The organism is Arthrobacter sp. TmtSoilC77, from assembly GCF_059739415.1.
In genome coordinates this window covers 2,728,566-2,751,788 of sequence record NZ_AP046050.1, presented here as the reverse complement: position 1 = coordinate 2,751,788, position 23,223 = coordinate 2,728,566, and the positions used below count along the sequence as shown (strand labels likewise).

The following is a 23,223-nucleotide window of genomic DNA, read 5'->3' as shown; positions in this document are numbered from 1 at the left end:
TCGTTGACTTGCCGGGGCGCGCGTCATGTGCTGTCCGGTTGCGGAAGCATTCGCCTGCGGGAATAGACTGGAAGAATTAAATAGGTCGTGAGGGGTACTTCTGTGGAAGAACGTGCGACGTCGGCACCACCGACGGGCGGGGAGGACAGTCACCACGGTGTGACGGTTCCGGCAACAAGCGTGGCTGGACGGACTGCTGGTACGGTTCCAGTCGATACTCCCGGCGTGCGTCCAACCTTTCCGGGCCGGCGGGAGCGCACGCGATCCAGGCTTGCGCGGTTGACCGGCCGGGGGATGGCGCCGTACTCGCCGATTCTGGAACCGCTCCTGCGAACGGTGCGGGCCAACAACCCCAAAGAAGACTTCGACCTCATTCAGCGCGCATTCGCGGTAGCAGAGCGCAGCCACCAGGGGCAGAAGCGCAAGAGTGGTGATCCGTACATCACCCACCCGGTGGCAGTAGCCACCATCCTTGCTGAACTCGGGATGACAGGGACCACCCTGGCCGCTGCGTTGCTCCACGACACCGTGGAGGACACCCCCTACACACTGAATGACCTCACCCGCGACTTCGGCCCGGAAGTTGCCATGCTTGTGGACGGCGTGACCAAACTGGACAAGGTCAGCTTCGGCGAAGCGGCCCAGTCGGAGACGGTCCGCAAGATGGTCGTGGCCATGGCCAAGGACATCCGTGTCCTGATGATCAAACTTGCCGATCGCCTCCACAATGCCCGTACGTGGCGGTTTGTTTCGGCAGAATCCTCGTCCCGTAAAGCCCGCGAAACGCTGGAGATCTTCGCTCCCCTTGCACACCGCCTGGGTATGAACACCATCAAGTGGGAGCTGGAGGATCTGTCCTTCGCGGCGCTCTACCCCAAGGTGTACGAAGAAATCGTCCGCATGGTGGGGGACCGCACACCCGAACGTGAGAAGAGCCTGAGCGTCATCCGCAACCAGATTGCCGATGATCTTCGGACTGCGCGGATCAAGGCGACCATTACCGGCCGGCCCAAGCACTACTACTCGATCTACCAGAAGATGATCGTCCGCGATAAGGACTTTGACGACATCAACGACCTCATGGGCGTTCGCGTCCTGGTTGATTCGGTGCGGGATTGTTACGCGGCACTTGGTACCCTGCACTCGCGATGGAACCCTCTCCCAGGGCGGTTCAAGGACTACATCGCCATGCCGAAGTTCAACATGTACCAGTCCCTTCACACCACGGTCATCGGCCCGGGTGGAAAGCCCGTGGAAATCCAGATCCGCACCCATGAGATGCACCGCCGGGCGGAGTACGGCGTCGCAGCCCACTGGAAATACAAGGACCAACCCAACCGTACTGCGGTGGGCCCGGGCAGCCCACGCGACGGCGATATGGGCTGGCTGCGGTCCTTGGTGGACTGGCAGCAGGAAACTTCGGACCCGGGCGAATTTCTTGATTCACTCAGGTACGAGATCAACGCACGGGAAGTCTTCGTCTTCACGCCCAAGGGCGAAGTCATGGCCTTGCCTGCTGGATCGACCCCGGTGGACTTCGCGTACGCGGTTCACACGGAAGTGGGGCACCGGACCATCGGAGCCCGCGTTAACGGCAAGCTTGTGCCGCTCAACAGCGAGCTGAACCATGGCGACTGGGTGGAGATCTTCACCTCCAAGGCCGAGGGGGCGGGTCCAAGCCAGGACTGGCAACACTTCGTCAAGTCGGCACGGGCCCGGAACAAGATCCGCCAGTGGTTCACCAAGGAACGCCGTGAGGAAGCGATTGACCGCGGCAAGGACATGCTGACGCGGGCAATGCGAAAGCAGAACCTCCCACTGCAGCGACTCATGACGCATGATGCGCTGTCTGCCGTCGCCGAGGACTTCCACTACGTAGACATCTCCGGTCTGTACGCAGGAGTGGGTGACGGGCACACGTCTGCCCAGTCCGTCATGGAGAAGCTCGTAGAGCATCTTGGTGGACACGAGACCCCGGATGAGGACCTTGACGAGGTCAGCATTCCTACGCAGGTAGCCAAGTCCAAGTTTTCCGATTCGGGTGTCATTGTTCGCGGCGTGGGAGACGTGTGGGTCAAACTGGCCCGATGCTGCACCCCTGTGCCCCCTGACCCCATTCTTGGATTTGTCACCCGCGGTTCCGGCGTGTCGGTCCATAGGACTGATTGCACCAACGTCTCCGGGTTGCGTGACCAGCCGGACAGGATCGTCGAGGTCGAGTGGGCACCAACACAGTCCAGCGTCTTCCTGGTGGAGATTCAGGTGGAAGCCTTGGACAGGAAGTCACTCCTGTCCGATGTCACGCGTGTCCTGTCTGAAAACCATGTGAACATCCTTGCGGCTTCGGTGCACACCTCGAGCGACCGGGTGGCGATCTCCAAATTTGCTTTCGAAATGGGTGACCCAAAGTATTTGCACCATGTTCTCAGCGCGGTGCGGCGTATTGACGGGGTCTTCGATGTGTACCGCACCACGGGTAACAGGCGCAGGAGCTAGTTCGGGGACACGAGCCGTGCGAGCGTAGCGAGCGCACGCTTCTTGTGGGGAACCCGCGGCGCTGCCTCCACGGCAAGGGTGAGCAAACGGACCCTGATGCCCAAATCGGGGTCGTCCAGGAGTCGCCGCAGTGCCGGCACGGCCTGGTCCGGCTCAACGTGCAGGGCAATGTCCGCTGCTGTTCGCAGGGGGCTGCTCACCAGCATGCCACCAACGCTTACAACGTCCAGTTGGCCAAGCCGGACCTCATGGAGGTTGCACCCCCGGGCGCTGCGCACGCTGGAGATACGATGCTTGGCATCCACCAGGAGTGATAGGCGCTCCGGAGGGCTCGCACATCCGTAGATCCAGGCCGCGGTAAGCCTGCCCGCCACCACCTTGGTGCGCATCCTGTCCGGGACAGTCAGGGCAGCTGCGCGGGCGCGGAGGCGGGGCGTGACTGCAACGCCGGGCGACGCATAGCTCCTGCCGTACAAGGGAAGCAGGATGCCATCCAGTGCCATGCCCTGCAATTCAGGCCAGGTGAAGATGCGGCTGGGTGCGTAGAGCTCGGCGAGCACGGGTTCTTGCAGTTGCGGGGCTGTGACGGGTGGGACCATTCATTGATCATTCCGTGTCCTGGCCGCAACAGTACAGGCCCTGCACCGGTCATGTGGATAACCGGTACAGGGCCTGCAGATAAACAGGGGCTCAACATGAACCCAAGGCTGCGTCAGGCGAGGTCGCTCGCTGAGCGCTGGATCTGGTCCAGCCACGCCTGACGTGCTTCAAGAGCTTCCCGCGCAGCCTTGATGCGGCGCTGGTCTCCGGCTTTTTCAGCTTTCTCCAGATCCTCCTTGAGCCCGGCAATCGCGGACTCAAGCTGCGACAAAGCGCTGTTGGTGCGGGCCTTGGTCTCCGGATTGCTCCGGCGCCACTTCTCCTCCTCAGCCTCGCGGACTGCGTCCTCCACCTTGCGAAGGCCGGCCTCGATGCGGCCCATGTCCGCCCTCGGGACCTTGCCGGCATCTTCCCAGCGGTCACGAATGGACTGCAGGGCCTTCTTGGTTGCGTTGAGATCGTTGATCGGCAGCAGCGCCTGGGCCTCAGCTACCAGCTGCTCCTTGACTGCAAGGTTGGCGGTGTACTCCTGGTCGATCTGGTCGTTCGCAGCCTGCCGATTGCTGAAGAACACATCCTGCGCGGCCCGGAAGCGGCCCCATAGGGCGTCGTCATCCTTGCGGCTGGCGCGCGGGGTGGCCTTCCACTGATCCATGAGCCTGCGGTATTCACCGGCGGCGTAACCCCAGTCAGTGGAAGAGGAAAGCGCCTCGGCCTCCGCGATCAACGCTTCCTTGGCTACCTTGGCCGCAGAATTGTTGCTGTCCAGCTGCGAGAAGTACGCGCGGCGATGGCGATCGAATACAGTGCGTGCCGAGCGGAAGCGCTTCCAAAGTGCGTCTTCATTGCTCCGGCCAAGACGGACACCGCTCTTCTGCGCAGCCTTCCACGTCTCGAAGAGTTCGTTCATCCGCGCACTGGACGTCTTCCATTGGATTTGCGCAGGATCCTGGCCAGCGATGGACTCCGCCTCTGCCACGATGGCTTCGCGCGCAGCAAGCTCGTTGGCGCGGACGGCTTCATGGGCCGCCTTCTCGGACTTTTCCAGCTCGGCGATCTGTTCGGACAGCGTGTCCAGGCGTGCTTCGGCCGAACGGATATCGCCCACCATGTTGCGCTCTGCGAGCTGCTCGCGGAGGTGGGTCACCGTCTTCTGCATGTCCGTTGCCGGGGCTTTGGATTCCACGCGGTGTTCCAGCAGGACTATCTGGGCAATGACGTCGTCGTACTTCCGGGCGAAGTAGCCCAGGGCTTCGTCAGGGCTGACACCGGGATACTGGCCAACGGCAATCTCTTCGCCATCCAAAGTGAGGAATACGTGGCCGTCACCTTCGGCGCGTCCCCACTTGGCTGCCTCTGCAAGCGAGGCGGCAGACACTGCAGGCGCAGCAGGAACGACGGCGGCAGGCGCCTTCGGGCGGGCCGCAAAGGCAGCAGGGGAAGGAGTGGGACGCGAATCGGCAGGCTTGGCTTCCTCCGCTGCGGGTGCCGCCTCAGCCGCTGGTGCTTCCTCCGCTGCGGGTGCCGCCTCAGCCGCTGGTGCTTCCTCCGCTGCGGGTGCAGGCGTTTCTTCTGTCGCAGGCGTTTCTTCAGCGGCAGGGGCCTCGGTTGCTGCCGGTGTTTCGTCGGCCGCAACTGCGGGAGTTTGTTCAGTCGCAGGTGCTGCTTCAGTGCCGTTCAGGCTGTTTGCCTCGACTGCGTCTTGGTTGGCCACTACTGCTGTTTCGTCGGATTTCTGACTGTCTGTCACCGCTAAAAGTCTTTCGCTTGGAGGGACTGCTAAGGTACTGCACCCCGGACCGGGGCCAAAGGCTGGTTACTTCAGAGAAAACGAGTCTATCGTGACAGGTGCCACAGGGGCGCCGTCGGTCGCGTTTTCGCCCGGTTTCAGGCCGGCCGCAGCGATTTTCGTGACCACGTCCAAACCGCTGGTGACTTTGCCGACCACTGTGTAACCACCGGCCGTGTCCGCAGGAATTGTCGTGTCCTTATACACAATGAAGAACTGATGACCGTTGCCGTAGGCGTTGTTTCCCGAACGGGCGACGGCGATTGTTCCAGCCCGGTATGTGTTGTCCGTTGGTGTGTTCTCCAGGGGACCCCAGCGGTAATTGGGATCATCTGCGCCGTCTTCGGACTTGGCTCCGCATTGCAGGAGGCCGAACGTGTCGGACGTTGTCAGGCGGTGGCAGAAGGCTCCGTTGTAGTAGCCGGCATCGGTGAGGGACTTGATGACGGCCGCCGCCTGGGGTGCAGCAGTTCCGTTCAGTTCCACTCCCACAACGCCGCTGTTCAGTGCGAGCTCACCGGTGAAGGTCTTACCGGCTGCGGTGTCCGGGCTGGGTATGTCTGCGCTGTTGGAGGCCGAAGGAGAGGCCGACGGAGAGTTCAGTCCGGCCTCTGCGGCGGCGAACTCTGCCTCAGTGGGGTTGGAACTGAAAACAGTCAGTTGCAGCACCACCGCGAGGATCACAGCCGCAGCGCCCGCGCCGATGGCAACAGTGTTGTCGCGTTTGCGCCGCTTGCCCTGTTCCTGCCGCAGGGCACGCTTGGCTTCCATCTGCCGGATACGGCGTCTCGCTTCGCGGTCATCCCGCGACCTTGTTGCCAAGAGTCCTCCTGATTGTGTCCACGTTCGCCGGCCGCCTGCAGGGACCGGGCATGCTGCATTAGATGTGCACGCGCGGAAAGCATAAACTGGCTGCCGCACATAGTTTATGCATGACCGGCTGGACGCCCGCCCCATAATCGCCGAAAAGGCCTTTAAAGCTGCGGTGCTCATTCCTGAGTCAGCTTTCATCGAGGAGATTTATCCACCATGGCACGTACCGCCTCCCTGTCCGGATTCCCCGAGTGGCTTCCCCAGGAGCGGTTGGTGGAGCTCCACGTGCTGGACACACTCCGGAAAACGTTCGAACTGCACGGTTTCTCCTCCATTGAAACGCGTGCCGTTGAAACGGTCGGCCAGTTGCTGCGGAAAGGCGAGATCGACAAAGAGGTCTATGGCCTGAGTCGCCTGCAGTACGACGAAGAAGATTCCCGGTCAACCACTACGGACAAGGCAGACAAAGCTGATCCGAATGCGCTTGCCCTGCACTTTGACCTCACTGTTCCCTTCGCACGCTACGTCGTGGAGAACGCGGGTTATCTGGCCTTCCCCTTCCGCCGCTACCAGATCCAGAAGGTCTGGCGTGGTGAGCGTCCGCAGGAAGGCCGTGCCCGCGAATTCACCCAGGCAGATATTGATGTGGTGGGCGATGGCGAGTTGCCGTTCCGCTACGACGTCGAAATTGCGCTGGTCATCGCCGGGGCCCTGAGCGCCCTCCCGATTCCGGACTTCCGCCTCCGGATCAACAACCGCAAGCTGGCTGAGGGCTTCTACCGCGGTATTGGCCTGACTGATACGGCCGGAGTCCTGCGGAGCATCGACAAACTCGAAAAGATTGGCGAAGGCAAAGTCGCTGAGCTGCTCAAGAGCGAGCTTGGCGCCTCGGATGAGCAGGCGGCACTGGCGCTCAAGCTTGCCACCATCCGCACCGAGGACACCTCGTTCGTGGAGCAGGTACGTGCCCTTGGGGTGACTGATGACCTTCTCGAGGAAGGCTTGAGCGAACTCCAGCAGGTCATTGAGGCCGCCGTCCAGCGCGCACCCGGCAAGGTGGTCGCAGACCTCAGTATCGCCCGGGGACTTGACTATTACACGGGAACCGTCGTCGAAACCGTCCTGGTAGGACACGAACAACTTGGCTCCATTTGCTCGGGCGGCCGGTACGACGCCCTGGCCAGCAAGGGAAACCGGAAGTTCCCGGGCGTCGGCCTGTCCATCGGCGTCACCCGCCTGGTCTCGCGGATCCTGAGCCAGGAGCTTGCAACGGCTACCCGTGCGGTGCCCACTGCTGTCCTGGTCGCTTTGAACAACGACGACAGTTGGTCCGCGGCACAGGACGTCGCGGCACAGCTTCGCGGCCGCGGTATTGCTACTGAAGTTGCCGCGAAAGCTGAAAAGTTCGGCAAGCAGATCAAGTTCGCGGATCGTCGCGGAATTCCGTTTGTTTGGTTCACTGACGATGACGGCAAGCACCAGGTCAAGGACATCCGGTCCGGCGTGCAGGTGGACGCGGACCCGGCCAGCTGGTCGCCGTCGGAGGAAGATCTGCACGTCCGTGTCATCACCGCCTGACCCAGGCCAGGTGATTCAGCCGCGGCCGGGGCGGGTAAACTCGGACGGGATCGTCTTTGCAATGATCCCTTGAAAATTCATGCTGAAAGGAATGCTGTGCTGCGCACACATGACCTCGGATCACTTCGCTCCGAGCACATTGGACAAACCGTTACCCTGGCCGGCTGGGTGGGCCGCCGCCGTGATCACGGTGGCGTTGCATTCGTTGACCTTCGTGACGCTTCCGGTGTCGCCCAGGTGGTTGTCCGTGAAGAAGAGGTCTTCCACGGCCTGCGGAACGAATACGTCCTGCAGGTGACGGGTACCGTCAACAAGCGTCCTGAAGGCAATGAAAACCCTGCGCTGGCTACCGGCGAGATCGAGGTCATTGCGGACAAGGTCATCATCCTGAATACCTCGGACCCCCTGCCGTTCCAGATCGACGAGCACGTCGAAGTGGGCGAAGAAGCGCGCCTTAAGCACCGCTACCTTGACCTTCGCCGCCCTGGCCCCGCACGGAACCTCCGCCTCCGCTCAGAGGCAAACCGCATTGCCCGCGAGTTGCTGCACCAGCGGGGCTACGTCGAGATTGAAACACCCACGTTGACGCGTTCGACGCCGGAAGGCGCCCGCGACTTCGTCGTCCCCGCCCGGCTTGCCCCGGGTTCCTGGTACGCGCTGCCGCAGTCGCCGCAGCTTTTCAAGCAGCTGCTCCAGGTGGGCGGATTCGAAAAGTACTACCAGATCGCCCGCTGCTACCGTGACGAAGACTTCCGCGCGGACCGCCAGCCCGAATTCACCCAGTTGGACATCGAGGCCAGCTTCGTTGACCAGGACGATGTCATCGAGCTCGGTGAAGCAATTGTGAAGGCCCTGTGGCAGCTGATCGACGTCGAGGTCCCCACGCCCATCCGGCGCATGACGTACCTGGACGCCATGGCAAAGTACGGTTCCGACAAGCCGGACCTGCGCTTCGGCCTGGAGCTGACCGAGTTGACGGAGTTCTTCAAGGACACCAACTTCGGCGTCTTCAAGGCACCTTATGTTGGCGCCGTCGTCATGCCAGGGGGTGCTTCGCAGGCGCGCCGTGCCTTGGATGCCTGGCAAGAATGGGCAAAGCAGCGTGGCGCAAAGGGACTGGCCTACGTTCTTTACAAGGAAGACGGCGAACTCGCCGGCCCCGTGGCCAAGAACCTCACCGACGAAGAGCGGGCCGGCCTGGCCGACGCCGTTGGTGCCAAGCCGGGTGACTGCATCTTCTTCGCCGCCGGCGAGAAGTCCGCATCACGGGCCCTCCTTGGCGCTGCACGTGTTGAAATTGGCCACCGCACTGGCCTGATCGATCCCAACGACTGGGCCTTCGTATGGATCGTGGACGCGCCGATGTTCGAGCCCGCTGCCGCTGCCGTTGCCTCCGGTGACGTCGCTGTGGGTGCCGGGCAGTGGACAGCCGTGCACCACGCCTTCACCTCTCCCAAGCCGGAGTTCCTTGACACCTTTGACAAGGATCCTGAGTCGGCTCTGTCCTACGCCTACGACATCGTGTGCAACGGCAACGAAATCGGTGGTGGCTCCATCCGTATCCATGAGCGCGAAGTCCAGGAACGCGTCTTCCAGCTCATGGGCCTGGACAAGGAGGACGCCCAGACCAAGTTCGGCTTCCTGTTGGAGGGCTTCAAGTACGGCGCGCCACCGCACGGCGGAATCGCACTGGGTTGGGACCGCGTAGTGGCTCTGCTCGCTGGTGTCGAGTCCATCCGCGACGTCATCGCCTTCCCGAAGACCGGCAACGGCTTTGACCCGCTGACTGCCGCTCCTGCCCCGATTACGGCACAGCAGCGGAAGGAAGCCGGCGTCGACTTCAAGCCGGAAACCAAGCCTGCGGCCAAGCCGGAGACCAAGTCCGAATAAGACGCTAGCCAAGGGCTCCCCACTCATGTGGGGGGCCCTTGGTGTTCCTGCAGATGAAAGGCGCCGGGTTGTTGGAACAAGCATTCTTGGAAACCCTCATGGATAAGGCGTGGCCGGCCGTGGAGCGCAATGACACGGGGGATTGGGTGCTTCGCGCGTCCTCCGGGGTCACGCAGAGGGCGAACTCCGTGTGGCCGAGGAACCTGCCTGGTGCGGCCGGAACTGCAGGTCTGGGCGGAACTGAAGACATAGCGCGGTCAGTCAGTTCGGCATCAGCCTGGTACAGGCAGCGGCGTCTCCCGCTCATTTTCCAGATATTCGATGACTCCCGTAGTGCAGGCCTTAACGCCGTCCTGGACGGGCAACGCTTCACCAGACAGTCCGAGACCCTGATTATGGTCCGGGGCATGGACGCCTTGGAGACCTTAAGTGCCGGGCCCAAGGGCGTAGAGGTCTCGGACACTCCCACCGATGAATGGCTTCGCTTGTGGTGGTCCGTGGATGGTCGCGGTGGCGAGGTGGAACTCGAGGTTGCCCGCACCATTCTTACCGGATGCAAGTCTCTGTACGCGCTGGTGAGGGACGACGACGGCGTACCGGCCGCCGTCGGACGCCTCGCCCTGGTGGACGGCTGGGGAGGCCTCTACGGCATGGCGACCTCGGTCACCCACCGCAGGCGGGGATACGGGACCATGGTCCTGACAGCGCTGCTGGAGCAGGGGGCGGCCCGCAATCTCCAAGGTTTTTGGCTGTTGGTCACTGCATCCAACCGCGGTGCCCAGGCGTTGTATTCGCGGGCCGGGTTCGTGGAACAAGGAAGCTATCTGTATCGGCAGGCTCCTTTGAGGCGGGCGCCGGGAGGCTGCTGAGCCGCAGTTACGGTGCTGGATCAGTCACCAGGATCCGGATGGAACAAGCATCCGAAGCAGCTTTTGCAAGCGCAGCAGTTTTGGGTTCCTGTACATCCAGGAAGGCAAGTTGGCTTCGGCTGGCCAGGGCCCGCAGGGAGGGTTGCGCCAGGACCAGGTCCACCAAGGCTCTGTCCCCGCCGGGAACAATGTACTCAACACGGTGGCCGGCGAAAATGCGCGCGGCCTGTTCCGCTGCGGAGTCCACCAATGCGTCCGCCTGGTTGGAGCGGCGCCGGGCATAACGTTGTTGGGATTGGCCACCTGCAGCCGTTCTGGACTGAACATAGCGGTTACCGCTTTTGGATTCCAGGACCTTGCTGCCGCTCGCCACGGCCACAGCGAAACCGCCCCGACGCACCAGCAGGATACCCAGACCACGTTCCTGGCCTGCAAGAGCGGCAAGCCGTTCGATGTCAGTGGCGCCACGGCCTGGACGTCCATCGACCGGCCAGGGTGCCTTCAGAAGGGCAGAAGCCCCGTCAGCGGCGCGGAGGAGGAGGCCGCCGTCGTCAGTCTCTTCAGTGAGTGGGCCATGGCTTCCGGCAAAGCGATCCACCCAACCCACCAGCCGTGATGCCGGCACGAGGGCCGTGCGGCTGGAGGCCCTCGGCGGCCGTTGTTGCGGGGCGGATGCGCGGCGGTCCACGTCGATGTCTCCTTTGTTGGAACTATGAGTAGCCTATCCATGTGGAAGATCTCTTTGGTGCCGGTGCAAACAACGACGACGAGTCGGAGGATCTGCCTGCCGCAGGGGTAGCCTCCGACGCCGCGTGGATGGCGTCCCAGCGGAGCCCGCTGGCAGTTCGGATGCGCCCCCGGACCTTGGATGACGTGGTGGGTCAACAGCACCTGTTGGGACACGGTTCCCCGCTTCGCCAGCTCGCCGCGGGCGCAGAAGCTGCCGGCCCGGCAGGGCCCAGTTCAGTCATTCTCTGGGGGCCTCCCGGAACCGGGAAAACGACGTTGGCACATGTCATCGCCCGCGGACCGGGGCGGAAGTTCGTGGAATTGTCTGCCATTACTGCCGGTGTGAAGGATGTTCGCCGGGTAATGGATGAGGCTTTGACCGCCCGGGACCTTTACAAGAAGACCACTGTCCTGTTCCTCGATGAAATCCACCGGTTCAACAAGGCGCAGCAGGACGCACTGTTGCCTGGCGTTGAAAACCGGTGGGTGGTCCTGGTGGCGGCCACCACGGAGAACCCGTCGTTCTCGGTGGTATCACCGCTGCTGTCCCGCTCGCTTCTGCTGACGCTGAAGCCACTGACGGATGACGACATTGCCGGTCTGTTGCAGCGGGCTGTTGCTGATGCCCGTGGCCTTGCCGGGCGTGTGGAACTCAGTCCCGAGGCTTTGGATCACTTGGTGCGGCTCTCCGGAGGTGACGCCCGAAGGGCCCTGACCGCCTTGGAAGCTGCGGCCGGCGTCGCGTTCGGAGACAGCAATGCCGTTTCAACCGTCGTCGAAGGGGAAGGCGGAACCGACGGGACCAGCGTCACGGACGGGACCAACGTCACCGACGACGGCGAACCGGGGCTTGCCGGCGACGGCGCCCCCGACGCGCCGGTGCTGGTGGAACTCAAGCACACCGAGCGTGCCCTGGACGCAGCTGCTGTTCGTTATGACAGGGCCGGCGACCAGCACTACGACGTCGCCAGTGCGTTCATCAAGTCCATCAGGGGCTCGGACGTTGATGCCTCCCTTCACTATCTGGCGCGGATGCTGGAGGCGGGGGAGGACCCGAGGTTCGTGGCGCGGCGCATCATCATCTCCGCGGCGGAAGACATCGGCATGGCCGATCCCACCGCTTTGCAAACAGCTGTGGCAGCGGCACAGGCGGTCCAGTTGATAGGGATGCCGGAAGGCCGGATTGTCCTGGCCGAAGCTGTTGTCCACCTTGCCACCGCTCCCAAGTCCAATGCGGCGTACATGGGCTTGAACAAGGCGGTTGCCGACGTCCGTGCCGGTTTCGGCGGCGGCATCCCCATGCATCTGCGGGACGCGCACTATCCAGGTGCCAAGCAATTGGGACATGGCAAGAGCTACAAGTACGCGCATGATGAACCGCACGGGGTGGCGACCCAGCAGTACCCGCCGGATGACCTCGTGGGAAAGGACTACTACGAGCCGACCAACAACGGCGCCGAACGCGATATAGCTGCCAGGCTGGAACGGCTCCGGAAGATCATCCGGGGACAGTAGCGTGGTAGGATAGTTGCTTGTCTGGCATGACCCGACGCACAATCCCTTTGAAGTTTCCTTCAATGGAGCTGTGCCGCGGGCCAGTAGCAAAAGGCAGCGGTTGGCCGATGCTCTCCCTGATGGAGGCCAGTAACACTGACACACCGCAGTAATTTGGAAGGACACAAGTGGCTAACAACACTCGTGCTCGCCGTACCGCACGCCTTTCGCGTGCACTCGGCATTGCTCTGACCCCCAAGGCCGCCAAGTACATGGAGCGCCGCCCGTACGGCCCCGGTGAGCACGGCCGTGCCCGCAAGAAGCAGGACTCCGACTACGCCGTACGTCTGCGCGAAAAGCAGCGTCTCCGCGCCCAGTACGGCATCCGCGAAGCCCAGATGACCCGTGCCTTCGAAGAAGCACGCCGCACCAAGGGCCTCACCGGTGAAAACCTGGTTGAGCTGCTCGAAATGCGTTTGGATGCCCTCGTACTGCGTGCAGGCTTCGCCCGCACCATCGCACAGGCCCGCCAGCTCGTTGTGCACCGCCACATCATGGTTGACGGCATCCGCGTGGACCGCCCGTCCTTCCGCGTTGGCGAAGGCCAGCTCATCCACGTTCACAGCCGCTCCGAGGTCATGGCTCCGTTCCAGGTCGCAGCTGCTGGTGCCCACGCCCTGAACAACGTGCCGGCATACCTGGACGTCAAGCTGGACGCCCTGCAGGCCCGCCTGGTTCGCCGCCCGAAGCGCTCCGAGGTCCCCGTGATCTGCGAAGAGCAGCTCGTCGTCGAATTCTACGCCCGCTAAATTCAAGCAGCGATTACAAAGAAAGCCCGTGGCACACGCCGCGGGCTTTCTTTGTAGGTAGGGTACTGACGTTTTTTCGATAGGGTACTGGGGAGGCCTTGGTCGAAGCCGGATACCGGCCGTGCCGGGCAGCGCAACAATCTAGGAGATGAATTCTATGTCTGGTGGCGACATCGCCGGCCTGATTGCGGCAGGAGTGTTCGCACTGCTGGTCCTGCTGTTGGCCGTGCCTATCCTGAAGCTCGGTGGCGTCTTTGACGAAGTGCGCACCACCATCCGATCCATCAGCGACGGGGCGACGCCCCTCATGGACGAAGTAACCGCAACGGTTTCCACTACCAACCAGCAACTGAAAAAAGTCGACGGCATCGCATCGAACGTGTCCGACGCATCGGCGAACATTTCCGCCCTGTCCTCGCTGGTGGCTGCGACTGTTGGTTCGCCGCTGATCAAGGTTGCAGCCTTCAGCTATGGTGTCCGTTCGGCCTTCGCGGGCCGTCGCGCTCCTTCCTCCGGCCGTCGCAGCCGCTGAACCAATTGGAGACCAGGAACACATGAAAAGAATCGTTTGGATGGGCATTGGGGTGGCGATTGGCATTATTGCCTTCCGCAAGGTCACCGAGGCCAAGGCCACTATCGGCCCGGATGGCTTGAACCGTGCAGTTGGGCGCCTTGCCGACGGCTTGTTCGATTTCGCGGATGCGGTGCGCTCAGGCATGCATGAACGCGAAGAGGACTTGAGGTCCGCGCTGGGCATTCAGAGTGCGGATATCAACACCAGCCCCGCCCGGCGCTAGCGAACACGGTTCGCCCCAGAGCCCACAACAAGGCAGAATGGAAAGCTGCGGAACGGCAACAGCCGGTGCCGCGCACAACGTGTGCAGTGAATTGAGAAGGGTAAGTAATCAGCTAATGAAGTCGCAGGAGATCACCAAACGCTGGGTGGACTTTTTTGTCAGCAAGGGCCACACCGCCGTTCCCTCCGCGTCGCTCGTTTCCAGCGACCCGTCACTTCTCTTTACTGTGGCAGGCATGGTGCCGTTCATTCCTTACTTGACGGCCCGCGAAGAGCCTCCCTACACACGCGCCACGAGCGTCCAGAAGTGTATCCGCACCGGCGACATCGAGGAAGTCGGCAAGACGGCACGGCACGGCACGTTCTTCCAGATGTGCGGCAACTTCTCCTTCGGGGACTACTTCAAGGAAGATGCCATCAAGTTCGCTTTCGAGCTGCTCACCAAGAGCGTTGACGACGGCGGCTATGGGCTTCCTGCCGAACGCCTCTGGGTGACGGTCTACGAGGAAGACGACGAAGCCCAGGAACTGTGGCTCAAGAACACGGGCATTCCGGCAGAACGCATCCAGCGCATGGGCAAGTCGGATAATTACTGGCACACGGGCCAGCCCGGTCCCGCAGGGCCCTGCTCGGAGATCTACTACGACCGCGGTCCCGAGTACGGTATTGAAGGCGGCCCGATTGCCGACGAAACGCGCTACATCGAAATCTGGAACCTCGTGTTCATGCAGTACCAGATCGAAAACGTGCGTTCCAAGGTGGACTTCGACATCGTGGGCGAACTGCCGAACAAGAACATTGACACCGGCCTGGGCATGGAACGCCTCGCGATGATCCTCCAGGGCGTCGAGAACATGTATGAGACGGACCAGGTCCGTCCTGTCATTGACAAGGCTGCAGAGCTGTCCGGCCGTGAATACACCTCTGCCGAGTCAGCAGATGACCCCCACCATACTGACGACGTCCGGATGCGTGTTGTTGCCGACCACATCCGCTCGGCCCTGATGCTTATTGCTGACGGAGTAGCACCTTCGAACGAAGGCCGTGGCTATGTCCTGCGCCGGCTGATCCGCCGGGCCGTCCGTGCGATGCGCCTGCTCGGTGTCGAGAAGGCTTGCCTGCCGGACCTTCTTCCTGCTTCCCGTGACGCCATGAAGGGTGTCTACCCGGTAGTGGAGACGGACTTTGCGCGCATCAGCCGTATCGCTTACGCCGAGGAAAAGGCGTTCCTGCGCACCATTGCCTCGGGTACAGCCCGCCTGGAGGATGCAGTGGCCGAATCGAAGGCTGCAGGGGTTCCCTTGTCCGGCGCCGATGCTTTTGCGCTGCATGACACCTACGGTTTCCCCATTGACCTCACCTTGGAAATGGCTGAAGAAGCCGGCCTTAAGGTTGACGAAGCCGGCTTCCGCTCGCTCATGCTTGAACAGCGTCAGCGCGCACAGGCAGATGCCAAGGGCAAGAAGGGCGGCCACGCCGATCTTACCGCCTACCAGGAGATGCTTGGCCAGGGCGAGACTACCTTTACCGGTTACGACGAGCTTGAGGGCGAGTCCAAGGTCCGCGGCATCGTCAGCGGCGGTCGGCGCGTGGCGCACGCTTCCACGGGCGACGAAATCGAAGTGGTCCTCAATGAGACGCCGTTCTATGCAGAAGCCGGTGGACAGTCGGCCGATACCGGCCTGATCACCGGCGACGGATTCGTCGTCGAGGTCCTGGACGTCCAGCGCCCGGTAAAGGGTCTGAGCGTCCATAAGGCAATCGTCCGGGAAGGTGAGATCGCCACCGATGCCCTGGTGCGCGCCGCCGTCGACCGTGAACGGCGCCACGCGGCCGAGCAGGCGCACACTGGCACGCACATTGTGCATGCCGCGCTGCACCAGATCCTGGGCCCGGAAGCTACCCAGCGTGGTTCCTACAACAAAGCCGGCTACCTCCGCTTCGACTTCGCCTGGGGTGAGGGCCTGAGCCCCGCCACGCGTTCGGAAATTGAAGAGGTTTCCAACATCGCCATCCGGAACAACTACCGGGTAGACACCAAGGTCATGGGCTTGGCCGAGGCCAAGGCCCTGGGCGCCATGGCCCTGTTCGGCGAGAACTACGGCAGTGAAGTACGCGTCGTGGAGATCGACGGCGCGTGGTCCCGCGAGCTTTGTGGTGGCACGCACGTGTCCAATACTTCCCTTATTGGCAGCCTTTCCCTGTTGGGTGAGCAGTCGGTTGGTTCCGGAAACCGCCGTGTGGAGGCCTTCGTGGGCTTGGACGCTTTCCGCCACCTGGCGGCCGAGCGGGCACTCGTTACGGAACTCACAGAACTGTTGAAGGTTCCCTCCGGCCAGCTCGCCGACCGCATCTCCAGCACCTTGAACAAGTTGAAGGCAACAGAGAAGGAACTCGACCGCCTTCGCAAGGAGCAGCTGGCTGCAGCGGCCGCCAACCTGGTGGGTACCGCCAAGGACGCCGCGGGTGTGCGGGTTGTAGCCCACGACGCCGGCCAGGTGGGTGGAGCAGACGATCTCCGGAACCTTGCCCTGGACCTCCGCAGCCGCTTGGGCTCCGAAGCCGCTACTGTGGCCGTTGCCGGTGTCAGCAACGACCGGCCCGTCATTTTGATCGCCACTAATGAGGCTGCCCGCGAAGCCGGCGTGAAGGCCGGAGCTTTGGTGCGCCTTGCCGCGGGCATCCTCGGTGGTGGTGGCGGCGGCAAGGACGATGTCGCCCAAGGCGGCGGCACCGACGCTGGGAAGGTCTCTGAGGCCCTCACAGCGGTGGTGGATGCGATAGCCAAGCGCTAACGGTGAATTCCAGTACGAACAGCGGCGTCTACCCCCAAGGCATCAAGCTGGGGGTAGACGTCGGCACCGTCAGGGTTGGGCTGGCCATTTGCGACCCCGACGAAATCCTGGCCACGCCTTTCAAGACAGTGGGCCGCGACGCCAAAAAGAACTCCGACGTTCGCGTGGTGGTTAAACAGGCTATGGAAATGCGGGCCGTACAGATTTTCGTGGGCCTTCCAAAGACCATGAAAGGGGAGGAACGAAGCTCCGCGCAGATGGCAACGGAGTACGCCGAACTGCTTGCGGGCGAGCTCGCCCGAACCGGTTTGGACGTTCCCGTGAACCTCGTGGATGAGCGTCTTTCCACTGTTACGGCGCACCGCAACCTGCACGAAGCTGGCATGAGCAGCAAGAACCACCGTAAAGTGGTTGATCAGGTTGCCGCTGCTGGAATACTTCAGCACGCGATCGACATGCAAAAAGCCAGAGGAACGGACGTTGGCCGCCGCGTAAATGCACCGGGGCCGTCCGATACATCCAGCAGTGCCCCAACGCTGCAGGCTTCCTCCGGCCCTGAACCAGATTCTTCTACGAGGGGACTGCAACTGTGAGCCCGGTCAACAACGACCCCTCCAGCGGAACCGCCAGCGGCGGCATGCCGCTGACCCGCAAGGAACTGCGGGCGCGGGAACGATTCCTCGCCACCCAGAACCAGAACGTCGTACCCGTTCCCGAAGCGACGCCGGGGGAAGCAGCGCCTTCGGCTGATGTCGAGCCTGAACTGCCCCGCCCGATCCCCGCGGTTCCCAAGCCAACTGCTGCGCCTGAAGCCCCTGCGCCTGAACCGGTTGCGCCTGAACAGGTTGCGCCCCAACCGGCTGAGTCTGAAACCCCGGCCCCGGAACCTGTGCGGGCGGCTGCTTCTCCGGAGGTCCCGCCAGTTCCGGATGCGTTGCCGACGGTTGCTCCTGCCGAACATGTGGAGCCCGTGCTTTCGGAAGAGGAGCACCATGACGATGCCCTTCCGGTCCCGGCTGTTGCACATGTCTATGCCGGTCATGCCAACGAGGCCCACGACACCTACGGCGTCCACGAAGGCTCGGTCCACGTGGATGATCATGCGTTTGAAGAGCATGCACCCCAGTACCATTACGAAGCCCACGAAGGGCACATGGAGCTTCACGACGAGCTTCATGACGAGCACCACCACCTCATCGCTCCGGTAGAAGTTACGGCGGCGTCCAAGGCCGCGGCCAAGAAGGCGCGGCGTCGCCGTCGGGTCCTTGCCTTGCTGATCACGCTGGGAGTCTTTGTTGCCGCCATCGCGATCGGGGCACAATTCCTCAAGCCCCTCCTTGGCATGGACAAAGTCACTGATTACCCCGGTCCCGGGACGGGCTCCGTCAGCATTACGGTCCCGGAAGGGGCCGGCCCCAAGGCTGTGGCAACCGCGCTGGTGGAAAACCACGTCGTGGCGGACGCCGATTCCTTCGTCAAGGAGTTCGTGACCGAGGGCGGCGAGCTCTCGCCGGGGGAATTCACCTTCCGTACCGAGATGAAAAACTCCGACGCCGTTGCTGTCCTCGTCAACAAAGACGCTTCCAAAGTGATCTACTTCGCCTTGAGCGCAGGTCTGCGGATCAACGAGTCGCTGGAGGCTATCTCCAAGGGCTCCGGCATCCCCATGGCACAGCTGAATGGCTTCAACCAGGCGCCCGGACAGTTCGGGGTGCCTGCGAAGGCCAAGAACCTGGAGGGCTTCCTCGCTCCCGGAGAGTATCGCTTCCCGCTGGGAACATCGGGTAAGGACATCATCCAGAAGTTGGTCTCCAGCACCCTTGATGAGCTCAAGGCCCAAGGAATTACGGATCCGGCCAAGCAGTACGACACCGTAACCATCGCCAGCATCGTCCAGGCGGAGGGCGGCCAGGCCGACTATGGGAACGTCGCTGGTGCGATCTACAACAGGCTCAAACCGAACAACACCGAGACCAACGGCCTTATCCAGTCCGATGCCACGGTGACTTATGGCCTGGGCAAGAAGTCCTTCCACCTCACGGACGAAGAGAAGGCCGATAAGTCCAACACCTACAACACGTACGCCAACCCAGGGCTGCCCGCCGGCCCGATCGGTTCTCCGGGCAAGACGGCGATCGACGCCGCAGCAAAGCCGACGCAGAACGATTACCTGTACTGGGTCACCATCAACCTGGACACCAAGGAGACCAAGTTCTCCAAGACACTGGCCGAACACAGCAGGTACGTTGAGCAATACAACGCATGGTGCCAGGCCAACGCCGGACGGTGCGTGTGAGTCGTCGCGCCGCTGTCCTCGGGCACCCGATCTCACATTCGAAGTCCCCGGCGATGCACACTGCCGCCTATGCCAAGCTCGGCGTGGACATCGAATACTCGGCAATCGACCTGACGGTCGATGGGCTTCCGGCCTTCATGGATTCCCTCCGCGGGGACCGATCATGGTGCGGGCTGTCGGTAACCATGCCCTTGAAGTCGGCCATGGTCAGGGAAGTTGACGAGGTCCGGGGCGCTGGCGCCCAGTTGGGCGTTATCAACACTGTGGCCTTTGAGTACGACGGCGGTTCGGCTCGCCGCATCGGTTACAACACCGATGTCGCGGGCATCGTGGAAGCAGTACGCTACGCGGGAATCTCTTCGGCACCACATGCTGCTGTCCTCGGCGGCGGAGGAACCTCCGCGGCTGCCATTGCTGCCGTACACGAGCTCGGGGCCGGGCACGTGGACGTTTTCGTCCGGGATGCCACGCGCGCCGTCGACGCCCAGGCCGCTGCGGCCGCCGTCGGAATTTCCCTGCGGCTCCGCCCCCTCAGTGAGGCGGCCACTGCCGTGGCCGGGTCCGGGCTGGTCATCTCCACCTTTCCACCGCGCGCGGCCGATGCGCTTGCGGTAGAGCTTGCTGCCCTGCCAGGAACAGGGGCAGGGGTTTTGCTGGACGTCGCTTATGACCCGTGGCCCAGCCGCCTCGCCGAGGTTTGGCACGGCCATGGGGGAGCGGTGGTTCCCGGGCTTGAAATGCTGATGTACCAAGCGGCGGAGCAGATCCGGCAGTTCAGTGGCTGTGACGTTGACGCCTCCGTCATAGATGTGATGTGCGACTCAGTTGGGCTTCCCCGGCGAGTGTTCTAGAGGCCTTACATGGCAGGATTGGTTATATGTTGCGTTGGTTGACTGCCGGTGAATCCCATGGTCCGGCTCTGATCGGAATTGTTGAAGGCGTGCCCGCCGGTGTTGAACTCACCAGCGGGCAAATCCGTGATGCCTTGGCGCGTCGTCGCCTGGGCTATGGACGTGGCGCCCGCATGAAGTTTGAGCAGGATGAAGTCACGATCCTCGGGGGTGTGCGCCACGGCATCACCCAGGGTGGTCCGGTCGCCATTCAGGTGGGCAACACCGAATGGCCAAAGTGGGAGCAGATTATGTCTGCTGATCCGGTGGACCCTGAAGTACTTGCCGACCAAGCCCGCAACGCACCTCTGACGCGCCCGCGTCCGGGGCACGCCGATTTCACCGGGATGCAGAAGTACGGCTTTGATGAAGCCCGTCCGGTCCTTGAGCGCGCAAGTGCGCGTGAAACCGCCACCCGTGTTGCTCTTGGTACCGTTGCCGCCCAGTTCCTTAAGCAACTGGGCGTGGAATTGGTAAGCCACACCGTTTCCATCGCCAGCGTCACCGTACCCGAGGGCAAGGCGTTGCCCCTGCCCAAGGACGTCATCGCCCTTGATGCAGATCCGCTGCGCTGCTTCGACCGCGAAACATCCGATGCAATGGTCGCCGAGGTGGATGCCGCCCACAAGGAAGGCGAGACCCTTGGCGGCGTGGTTGAGGTCCTTGCCTACGGACTTCCCCCTGGATTGGGCAGTTACGTCCACTGGGACCGCCGCCTTGATTCCCGCCTGGCCGCTGCGCTGATGGGTATCCAGGCCATCAAGGGCGTGGAGGTCGGTGACGGGTTCCTCACCGCTGCCCGCCGTGGTTCTGCAGCGCACGACGAAATCCTCAAGGATGAGAACGGCAGAATTATTCGTCAGACCAACCGTGCCGGCGGCATTGAGGGTGGAATGAGCATCGGCGAAGTTCTGCGCGTCCGCGCCGCCATGAAGCCTATTGCCACTGTTCCCCGCGCGTTGCGCACCATTGATGTCAGCACCGGGGAACCCGCCAAGGCGCACCACCAGCGTTCGGACGTTTGTGCAGTTCCGGCAGCGGGCGTTGTGGCCGAGGCCATGGTTGCCCTCGTCCTCGCAGAAGCCATTGCCGAGAAATTCGGAGGTGACTCTGTTGCCGAGACCACGCGTAACCTGCAGAGCTACCTGGACAACATTCCGGCAACCCTGGACTCGGTCGGCCGGTAGTGGGCCGCACTACCCAGGACGGCTGCGCTGGCCGTCCCGTTGTCCTGGTGGGTCCCATGGCAGTTGGCAAGTCTGCCATTGGCCAGCAACTGGCGCAGCAACTCGGCGTTCCCTTCGTGGACACCGACGCCGTGGTGGTCGCGGCGCACGGCAGCATCGCTGACATTTTCGCTGGTCGGGGAGAACACGCGTTCCGGGAAATCGAAGCCCGGGCAGTGGCGAAGGCCATCGAGGCTGCCAAGGAACAACCAGCAGTGATTTCGCTGGGTGGTGGAGCGGTCCTGGACTCGGGAACCCAGCAATTGCTGGGGGAGTGCACCGTGGTTTACCTGGAATGCGACGCCTCGACTGTTGCTGACCGGATCGCGCGAAACACCGGACGGCCTTTGCTGCAGGGCGACGCAATGTCCCGTTGGGAAGCTCTGTTTGCCACCAGGCGTCCAGTGTATGAGCGTCTCGCAGACATTGTCCTGGACGTCCGTTCGGGATCCGTGGCTGAAATCGGCCTCCGGTTGGAGGAACGGCTGCGCCAGCATGCAGCCTTGAAAGAGGAAGTTGAAAAGTGAGCAACGAAGCAACTGTCATCAAGGTGACCGGCCAATCAACCACGGAGAACTACGACGTCATCGTGGGCCGTGGACTCCTGCAATCCCTTCCCGCCAAACTTGGCGAGCGGGTTCGACGCGTGCTTGTCATTCACCCACGTGCCCTTCGCCTGACCGGGGACACCGTCCGCGATGAGCTCGAAGCTGCCGGCTTCACCGCGCTGACGGCCGAGATTCCGGATGCCGAAGAAGGCAAGCACATACAGGTTGCCGCTTTCTGCTGGCAGGTGCTGGGGCAGAACGATTTCACGCGCTCGGACGCTATTGTTGCCGTCGGTGGCGGGGCCGTGACCGACCTCGCCGGATTCGTTGCTGCCACCTGGCTTCGCGGAGTCAAAGTCATCCACATGCCCACCAGCTTGTTGGGCATGGTGGATGCCTCAGTTGGCGGGAAAACAGGTATCAACACTGCCGAAGGCAAGAACCTGGTGGGATCGTTCCATCCTCCGGCGGCTGTACTGGCGGATCTGGATACGCTCAAGACTTTGCCCAGGAATGAGCTGATTTCCGGAATGGCAGAGGTCATCAAGTGCGGCTTTATCGCCGATCCCGCGATCCTTGACCTCGTGGAAAAGAACACGGACGCCGTGATGGATCCGGAGTCGGACGTTGTCCGTGAACTCATCGAACGCGCCATTGCGGTCAAAGCCAACGTCGTCTCCCAGGACCTCAAGGAATCCGGGCTGCGCGAAATCCTGAACTACGGACACACGCTGGGCCATGCCATTGAACTCGTGGAACGGTACTCCTGGCGCCATGGTGCGGCCGTTTCGGTAGGCATGATGTTCGCTGCTGAACTGGCCCGAAGCGTTGGACGACTCTCCGACGCCGACGCCGACCGGCACCGCACCATCCTTGAGAGCCTTGGTTTGCCCATCACCTACCGCAAGGACCGTTGGCAAGGCCTGCTGGATGGCATGCGCCGGGATAAGAAGTCACGTGGCGACCTCCTGCGCTTTGTTGTCCTGGATGGCGTAGCCAAGCCCAGCATTCTGGACGTCCCCGATACGTCCCTGTTGTTTGCTGCCTACCAGGAGATTGCTTCATGATGACCACCCTCAGGGAAGGCGTCAGCGATTGGCCAACCGCAGGATTCCCGGGCGTCCGCACGAACCCGGACACCTTGCTGCCCGTCATCGTCAACGAAGACGCACTGGAATCTGCGCTGGCCGCTTCGGAAGATCCTGCCGACCGCATCATGGCGCTGCTGCTGGAAAACCAGCCAAAGGAAGCGGCGGAATTGCTCGCCGAAGCCCGCTACAAGGACCCGGAATCCTTCCGGTTGCGGATTTTTGAAGCTGAAGTCCACCGGGCCACCAACCGCCTGGACCGTGCCATCCAACTGTTCCGCCAGCTGCTGCAGGAAGTCCAGGGCACGTCCAAGGAAGCGATCGTCCACCAGTATTTGGGCAGGGCCTATTTCGTCAGCGGAAATGCTCTGGCAGCGTCCGAAGAGTTCGCCAAGGCCCTGGACCTGAGGGTTGCCAAGGCTGCCGATGCCGCGCTGATTTACTCCTCCGCGGTAGCGCTCCAACGGGCCAGGGACGTGCTGGAACTCGCGTCCTGATCCAGGCTGGAACCACCCGA

General features: G+C 62.5%; 20 protein-coding genes. 16 read left to right on the top strand and 4 right to left on the bottom strand.

Features of this window, described 5'->3' with window-relative positions; translation table 11 throughout:
• The first annotated feature begins 102 nt into the window (after positions 1–102).
• Positions 103–2,496, top strand: a complete 2,394-nt coding sequence (locus tag AC6I99_RS12615; RefSeq protein ID WP_216925652.1) for a RelA/SpoT family protein — start codon at positions 103–105, stop codon at positions 2,494–2,496.
• On the opposite strand, the gene AC6I99_RS12610 is transcribed toward AC6I99_RS12615, so the two are convergent.
• The 3 genes from AC6I99_RS12610 to AC6I99_RS12600 form a co-directional block, all read right to left on the bottom strand.
• Positions 2,493–3,095, bottom strand: a complete 603-nt coding sequence (locus tag AC6I99_RS12610; protein WP_497961038.1) for a hypothetical protein — start codon at positions 3,093–3,095, stop codon at positions 2,493–2,495. The two genes, AC6I99_RS12615 and AC6I99_RS12610, sit on opposite strands and share 4 nt — an antisense overlap.
• A gap of 113 nt (positions 3,096–3,208) precedes the next feature.
• Positions 3,209–4,846, bottom strand: a complete 1,638-nt coding sequence (locus AC6I99_RS12605) for a DUF349 domain-containing protein (protein ID WP_497961037.1) — start codon at positions 4,844–4,846, stop codon at positions 3,209–3,211.
• 66 nt (positions 4,847–4,912) lie between these two features.
• A complete protein-coding gene (locus AC6I99_RS12600) occupies positions 4,913–5,707 on the bottom strand; it encodes a peptidylprolyl isomerase (protein ID WP_497944954.1) in 795 nt (264 codons plus the stop codon).
• 207 nt (positions 5,708–5,914) lie between these two features.
• On the opposite strand from AC6I99_RS12600, the gene hisS reads away from it, so the two are divergent.
• The 3 genes from hisS (at position 5,915) to AC6I99_RS12585 (ending at position 10,035) form a co-directional block, all read left to right on the top strand.
• Complete coding sequence (hisS, locus tag AC6I99_RS12595; RefSeq protein WP_497944955.1) at positions 5,915–7,276, top strand: histidine--tRNA ligase; 1,362 nt, start codon at positions 5,915–5,917, stop codon at positions 7,274–7,276.
• Positions 7,277–7,372: 96 nt separating this feature from the next.
• Positions 7,373–9,166, top strand: a complete 1,794-nt coding sequence (aspS, locus tag AC6I99_RS12590) for an aspartate--tRNA ligase (protein ID WP_224090574.1) — start codon at positions 7,373–7,375, stop codon at positions 9,164–9,166.
• Between the two features lie 68 nt (positions 9,167–9,234).
• Complete coding sequence (locus AC6I99_RS12585) at positions 9,235–10,035, top strand: GNAT family N-acetyltransferase (RefSeq protein WP_497944956.1); 801 nt, start codon at positions 9,235–9,237, stop codon at positions 10,033–10,035.
• Positions 10,036–10,042: 7 nt separating this feature from the next.
• Here AC6I99_RS12585 and AC6I99_RS12580 read toward each other — a convergent pair whose 3' ends face one another.
• Positions 10,043–10,723: an acVLRF1 family peptidyl-tRNA hydrolase gene (locus tag AC6I99_RS12580; RefSeq protein ID WP_309929758.1), complete on the bottom strand. Its 681-nt coding sequence runs from the start codon at positions 10,721–10,723 to the stop codon at positions 10,043–10,045.
• A 41-nt stretch (positions 10,724–10,764) separates the two neighbouring features.
• Between AC6I99_RS12580 and AC6I99_RS12575 the strand changes: the two genes are divergently transcribed.
• From AC6I99_RS12575 to AC6I99_RS12520, 12 genes are all read left to right on the top strand, one after another.
• Complete coding sequence (locus AC6I99_RS12575; protein WP_497944957.1) at positions 10,765–12,279, top strand: replication-associated recombination protein A; 1,515 nt, start codon at positions 10,765–10,767, stop codon at positions 12,277–12,279.
• Positions 12,280–12,446: 167 nt separating this feature from the next.
• Complete coding sequence (gene rpsD, locus AC6I99_RS12570; protein WP_216925553.1) at positions 12,447–13,067, top strand: 30S ribosomal protein S4; 621 nt, start codon at positions 12,447–12,449, stop codon at positions 13,065–13,067.
• A gap of 157 nt (positions 13,068–13,224) precedes the next feature.
• Positions 13,225–13,599, top strand: a complete 375-nt coding sequence (locus AC6I99_RS12565; RefSeq protein ID WP_216925653.1) for a DUF948 domain-containing protein — start codon at positions 13,225–13,227, stop codon at positions 13,597–13,599.
• A gap of 22 nt (positions 13,600–13,621) precedes the next feature.
• Positions 13,622–13,864: a DUF6167 family protein gene (locus AC6I99_RS12560; protein WP_224090568.1), complete on the top strand. Its 243-nt coding sequence runs from the start codon at positions 13,622–13,624 to the stop codon at positions 13,862–13,864.
• A 115-nt stretch (positions 13,865–13,979) separates the two neighbouring features.
• Positions 13,980–16,658: an alanine--tRNA ligase gene (gene alaS / locus AC6I99_RS12555; RefSeq protein ID WP_497944958.1), complete on the top strand. Its 2,679-nt coding sequence runs from the start codon at positions 13,980–13,982 to the stop codon at positions 16,656–16,658.
• Positions 16,659–16,660: 2 nt separating this feature from the next.
• Positions 16,661–17,251 carry a Holliday junction resolvase RuvX gene (ruvX, locus tag AC6I99_RS12550; protein ID WP_224090564.1) on the top strand — a complete coding sequence of 197 codons (591 nt, stop codon included), beginning with the start codon at positions 16,661–16,663 and terminating at the stop codon, positions 17,249–17,251.
• Positions 17,248–18,954, top strand: a complete 1,707-nt coding sequence (mltG, locus tag AC6I99_RS12545; RefSeq protein ID WP_497944959.1) for an endolytic transglycosylase MltG — start codon at positions 17,248–17,250, stop codon at positions 18,952–18,954. Before ruvX ends, mltG begins: the two co-directional genes overlap by 4 nt.
• Entirely contained in the window at positions 18,951–19,805 is an 855-nt protein-coding gene (locus tag AC6I99_RS12540) for a shikimate dehydrogenase family protein (protein WP_497947070.1), read from the top strand. Before mltG ends, AC6I99_RS12540 begins: the two co-directional genes overlap by 4 nt.
• A 26-nt stretch (positions 19,806–19,831) precedes the next feature.
• Positions 19,832–21,031, top strand: coding sequence for a chorismate synthase (gene aroC, locus AC6I99_RS12535; RefSeq protein ID WP_224090548.1), 1,200 nt, complete (start codon positions 19,832–19,834; stop codon positions 21,029–21,031).
• On the top strand, positions 21,031–21,597 hold the full coding sequence (locus tag AC6I99_RS12530) for a shikimate kinase (RefSeq protein WP_224090547.1): 567 nt from the start codon (positions 21,031–21,033) through the stop codon (positions 21,595–21,597). The genes aroC and AC6I99_RS12530 overlap by 1 nt, the downstream gene beginning before the upstream one ends.
• Positions 21,594–22,685 (top strand): 3-dehydroquinate synthase, encoded by a 1,092-nt coding sequence (gene aroB / locus AC6I99_RS12525; RefSeq protein WP_497944960.1) that lies wholly within the window; start codon positions 21,594–21,596, stop codon positions 22,683–22,685. The genes AC6I99_RS12530 and aroB overlap by 4 nt, the downstream gene beginning before the upstream one ends.
• Positions 22,682–23,203, top strand: coding sequence for a tetratricopeptide repeat protein (locus tag AC6I99_RS12520; protein ID WP_224090545.1), 522 nt, complete (start codon positions 22,682–22,684; stop codon positions 23,201–23,203). The genes aroB and AC6I99_RS12520 overlap by 4 nt, the downstream gene beginning before the upstream one ends.
• Positions 23,204–23,223: the final 20 nt, after the last annotated feature.

Coding starts and splice junctions, on each gene's coding strand:
- AC6I99_RS12610 (WP_497961038.1), bottom strand. CDS start 3,095: ATGGTCCCACCCGTCACAGCCCCGCAACTGCAAGAACCCGTGCTCGCC.
- hisS (WP_497944955.1), top strand. CDS start 5,915: ATGGCACGTACCGCCTCCCTGTCCGGATTCCCCGAGTGGCTTCCCCAG.
- AC6I99_RS12565 (WP_216925653.1), top strand. CDS start 13,225: ATGTCTGGTGGCGACATCGCCGGCCTGATTGCGGCAGGAGTGTTCGCA.
- AC6I99_RS12560 (WP_224090568.1), top strand. CDS start 13,622: ATGAAAAGAATCGTTTGGATGGGCATTGGGGTGGCGATTGGCATTATT.
- alaS (WP_497944958.1), top strand. CDS start 13,980: ATGAAGTCGCAGGAGATCACCAAACGCTGGGTGGACTTTTTTGTCAGC.
- aroC (WP_224090548.1), top strand. CDS start 19,832: ATGTTGCGTTGGTTGACTGCCGGTGAATCCCATGGTCCGGCTCTGATC.
- AC6I99_RS12520 (WP_224090545.1), top strand. CDS start 22,682: ATGATGACCACCCTCAGGGAAGGCGTCAGCGATTGGCCAACCGCAGGA.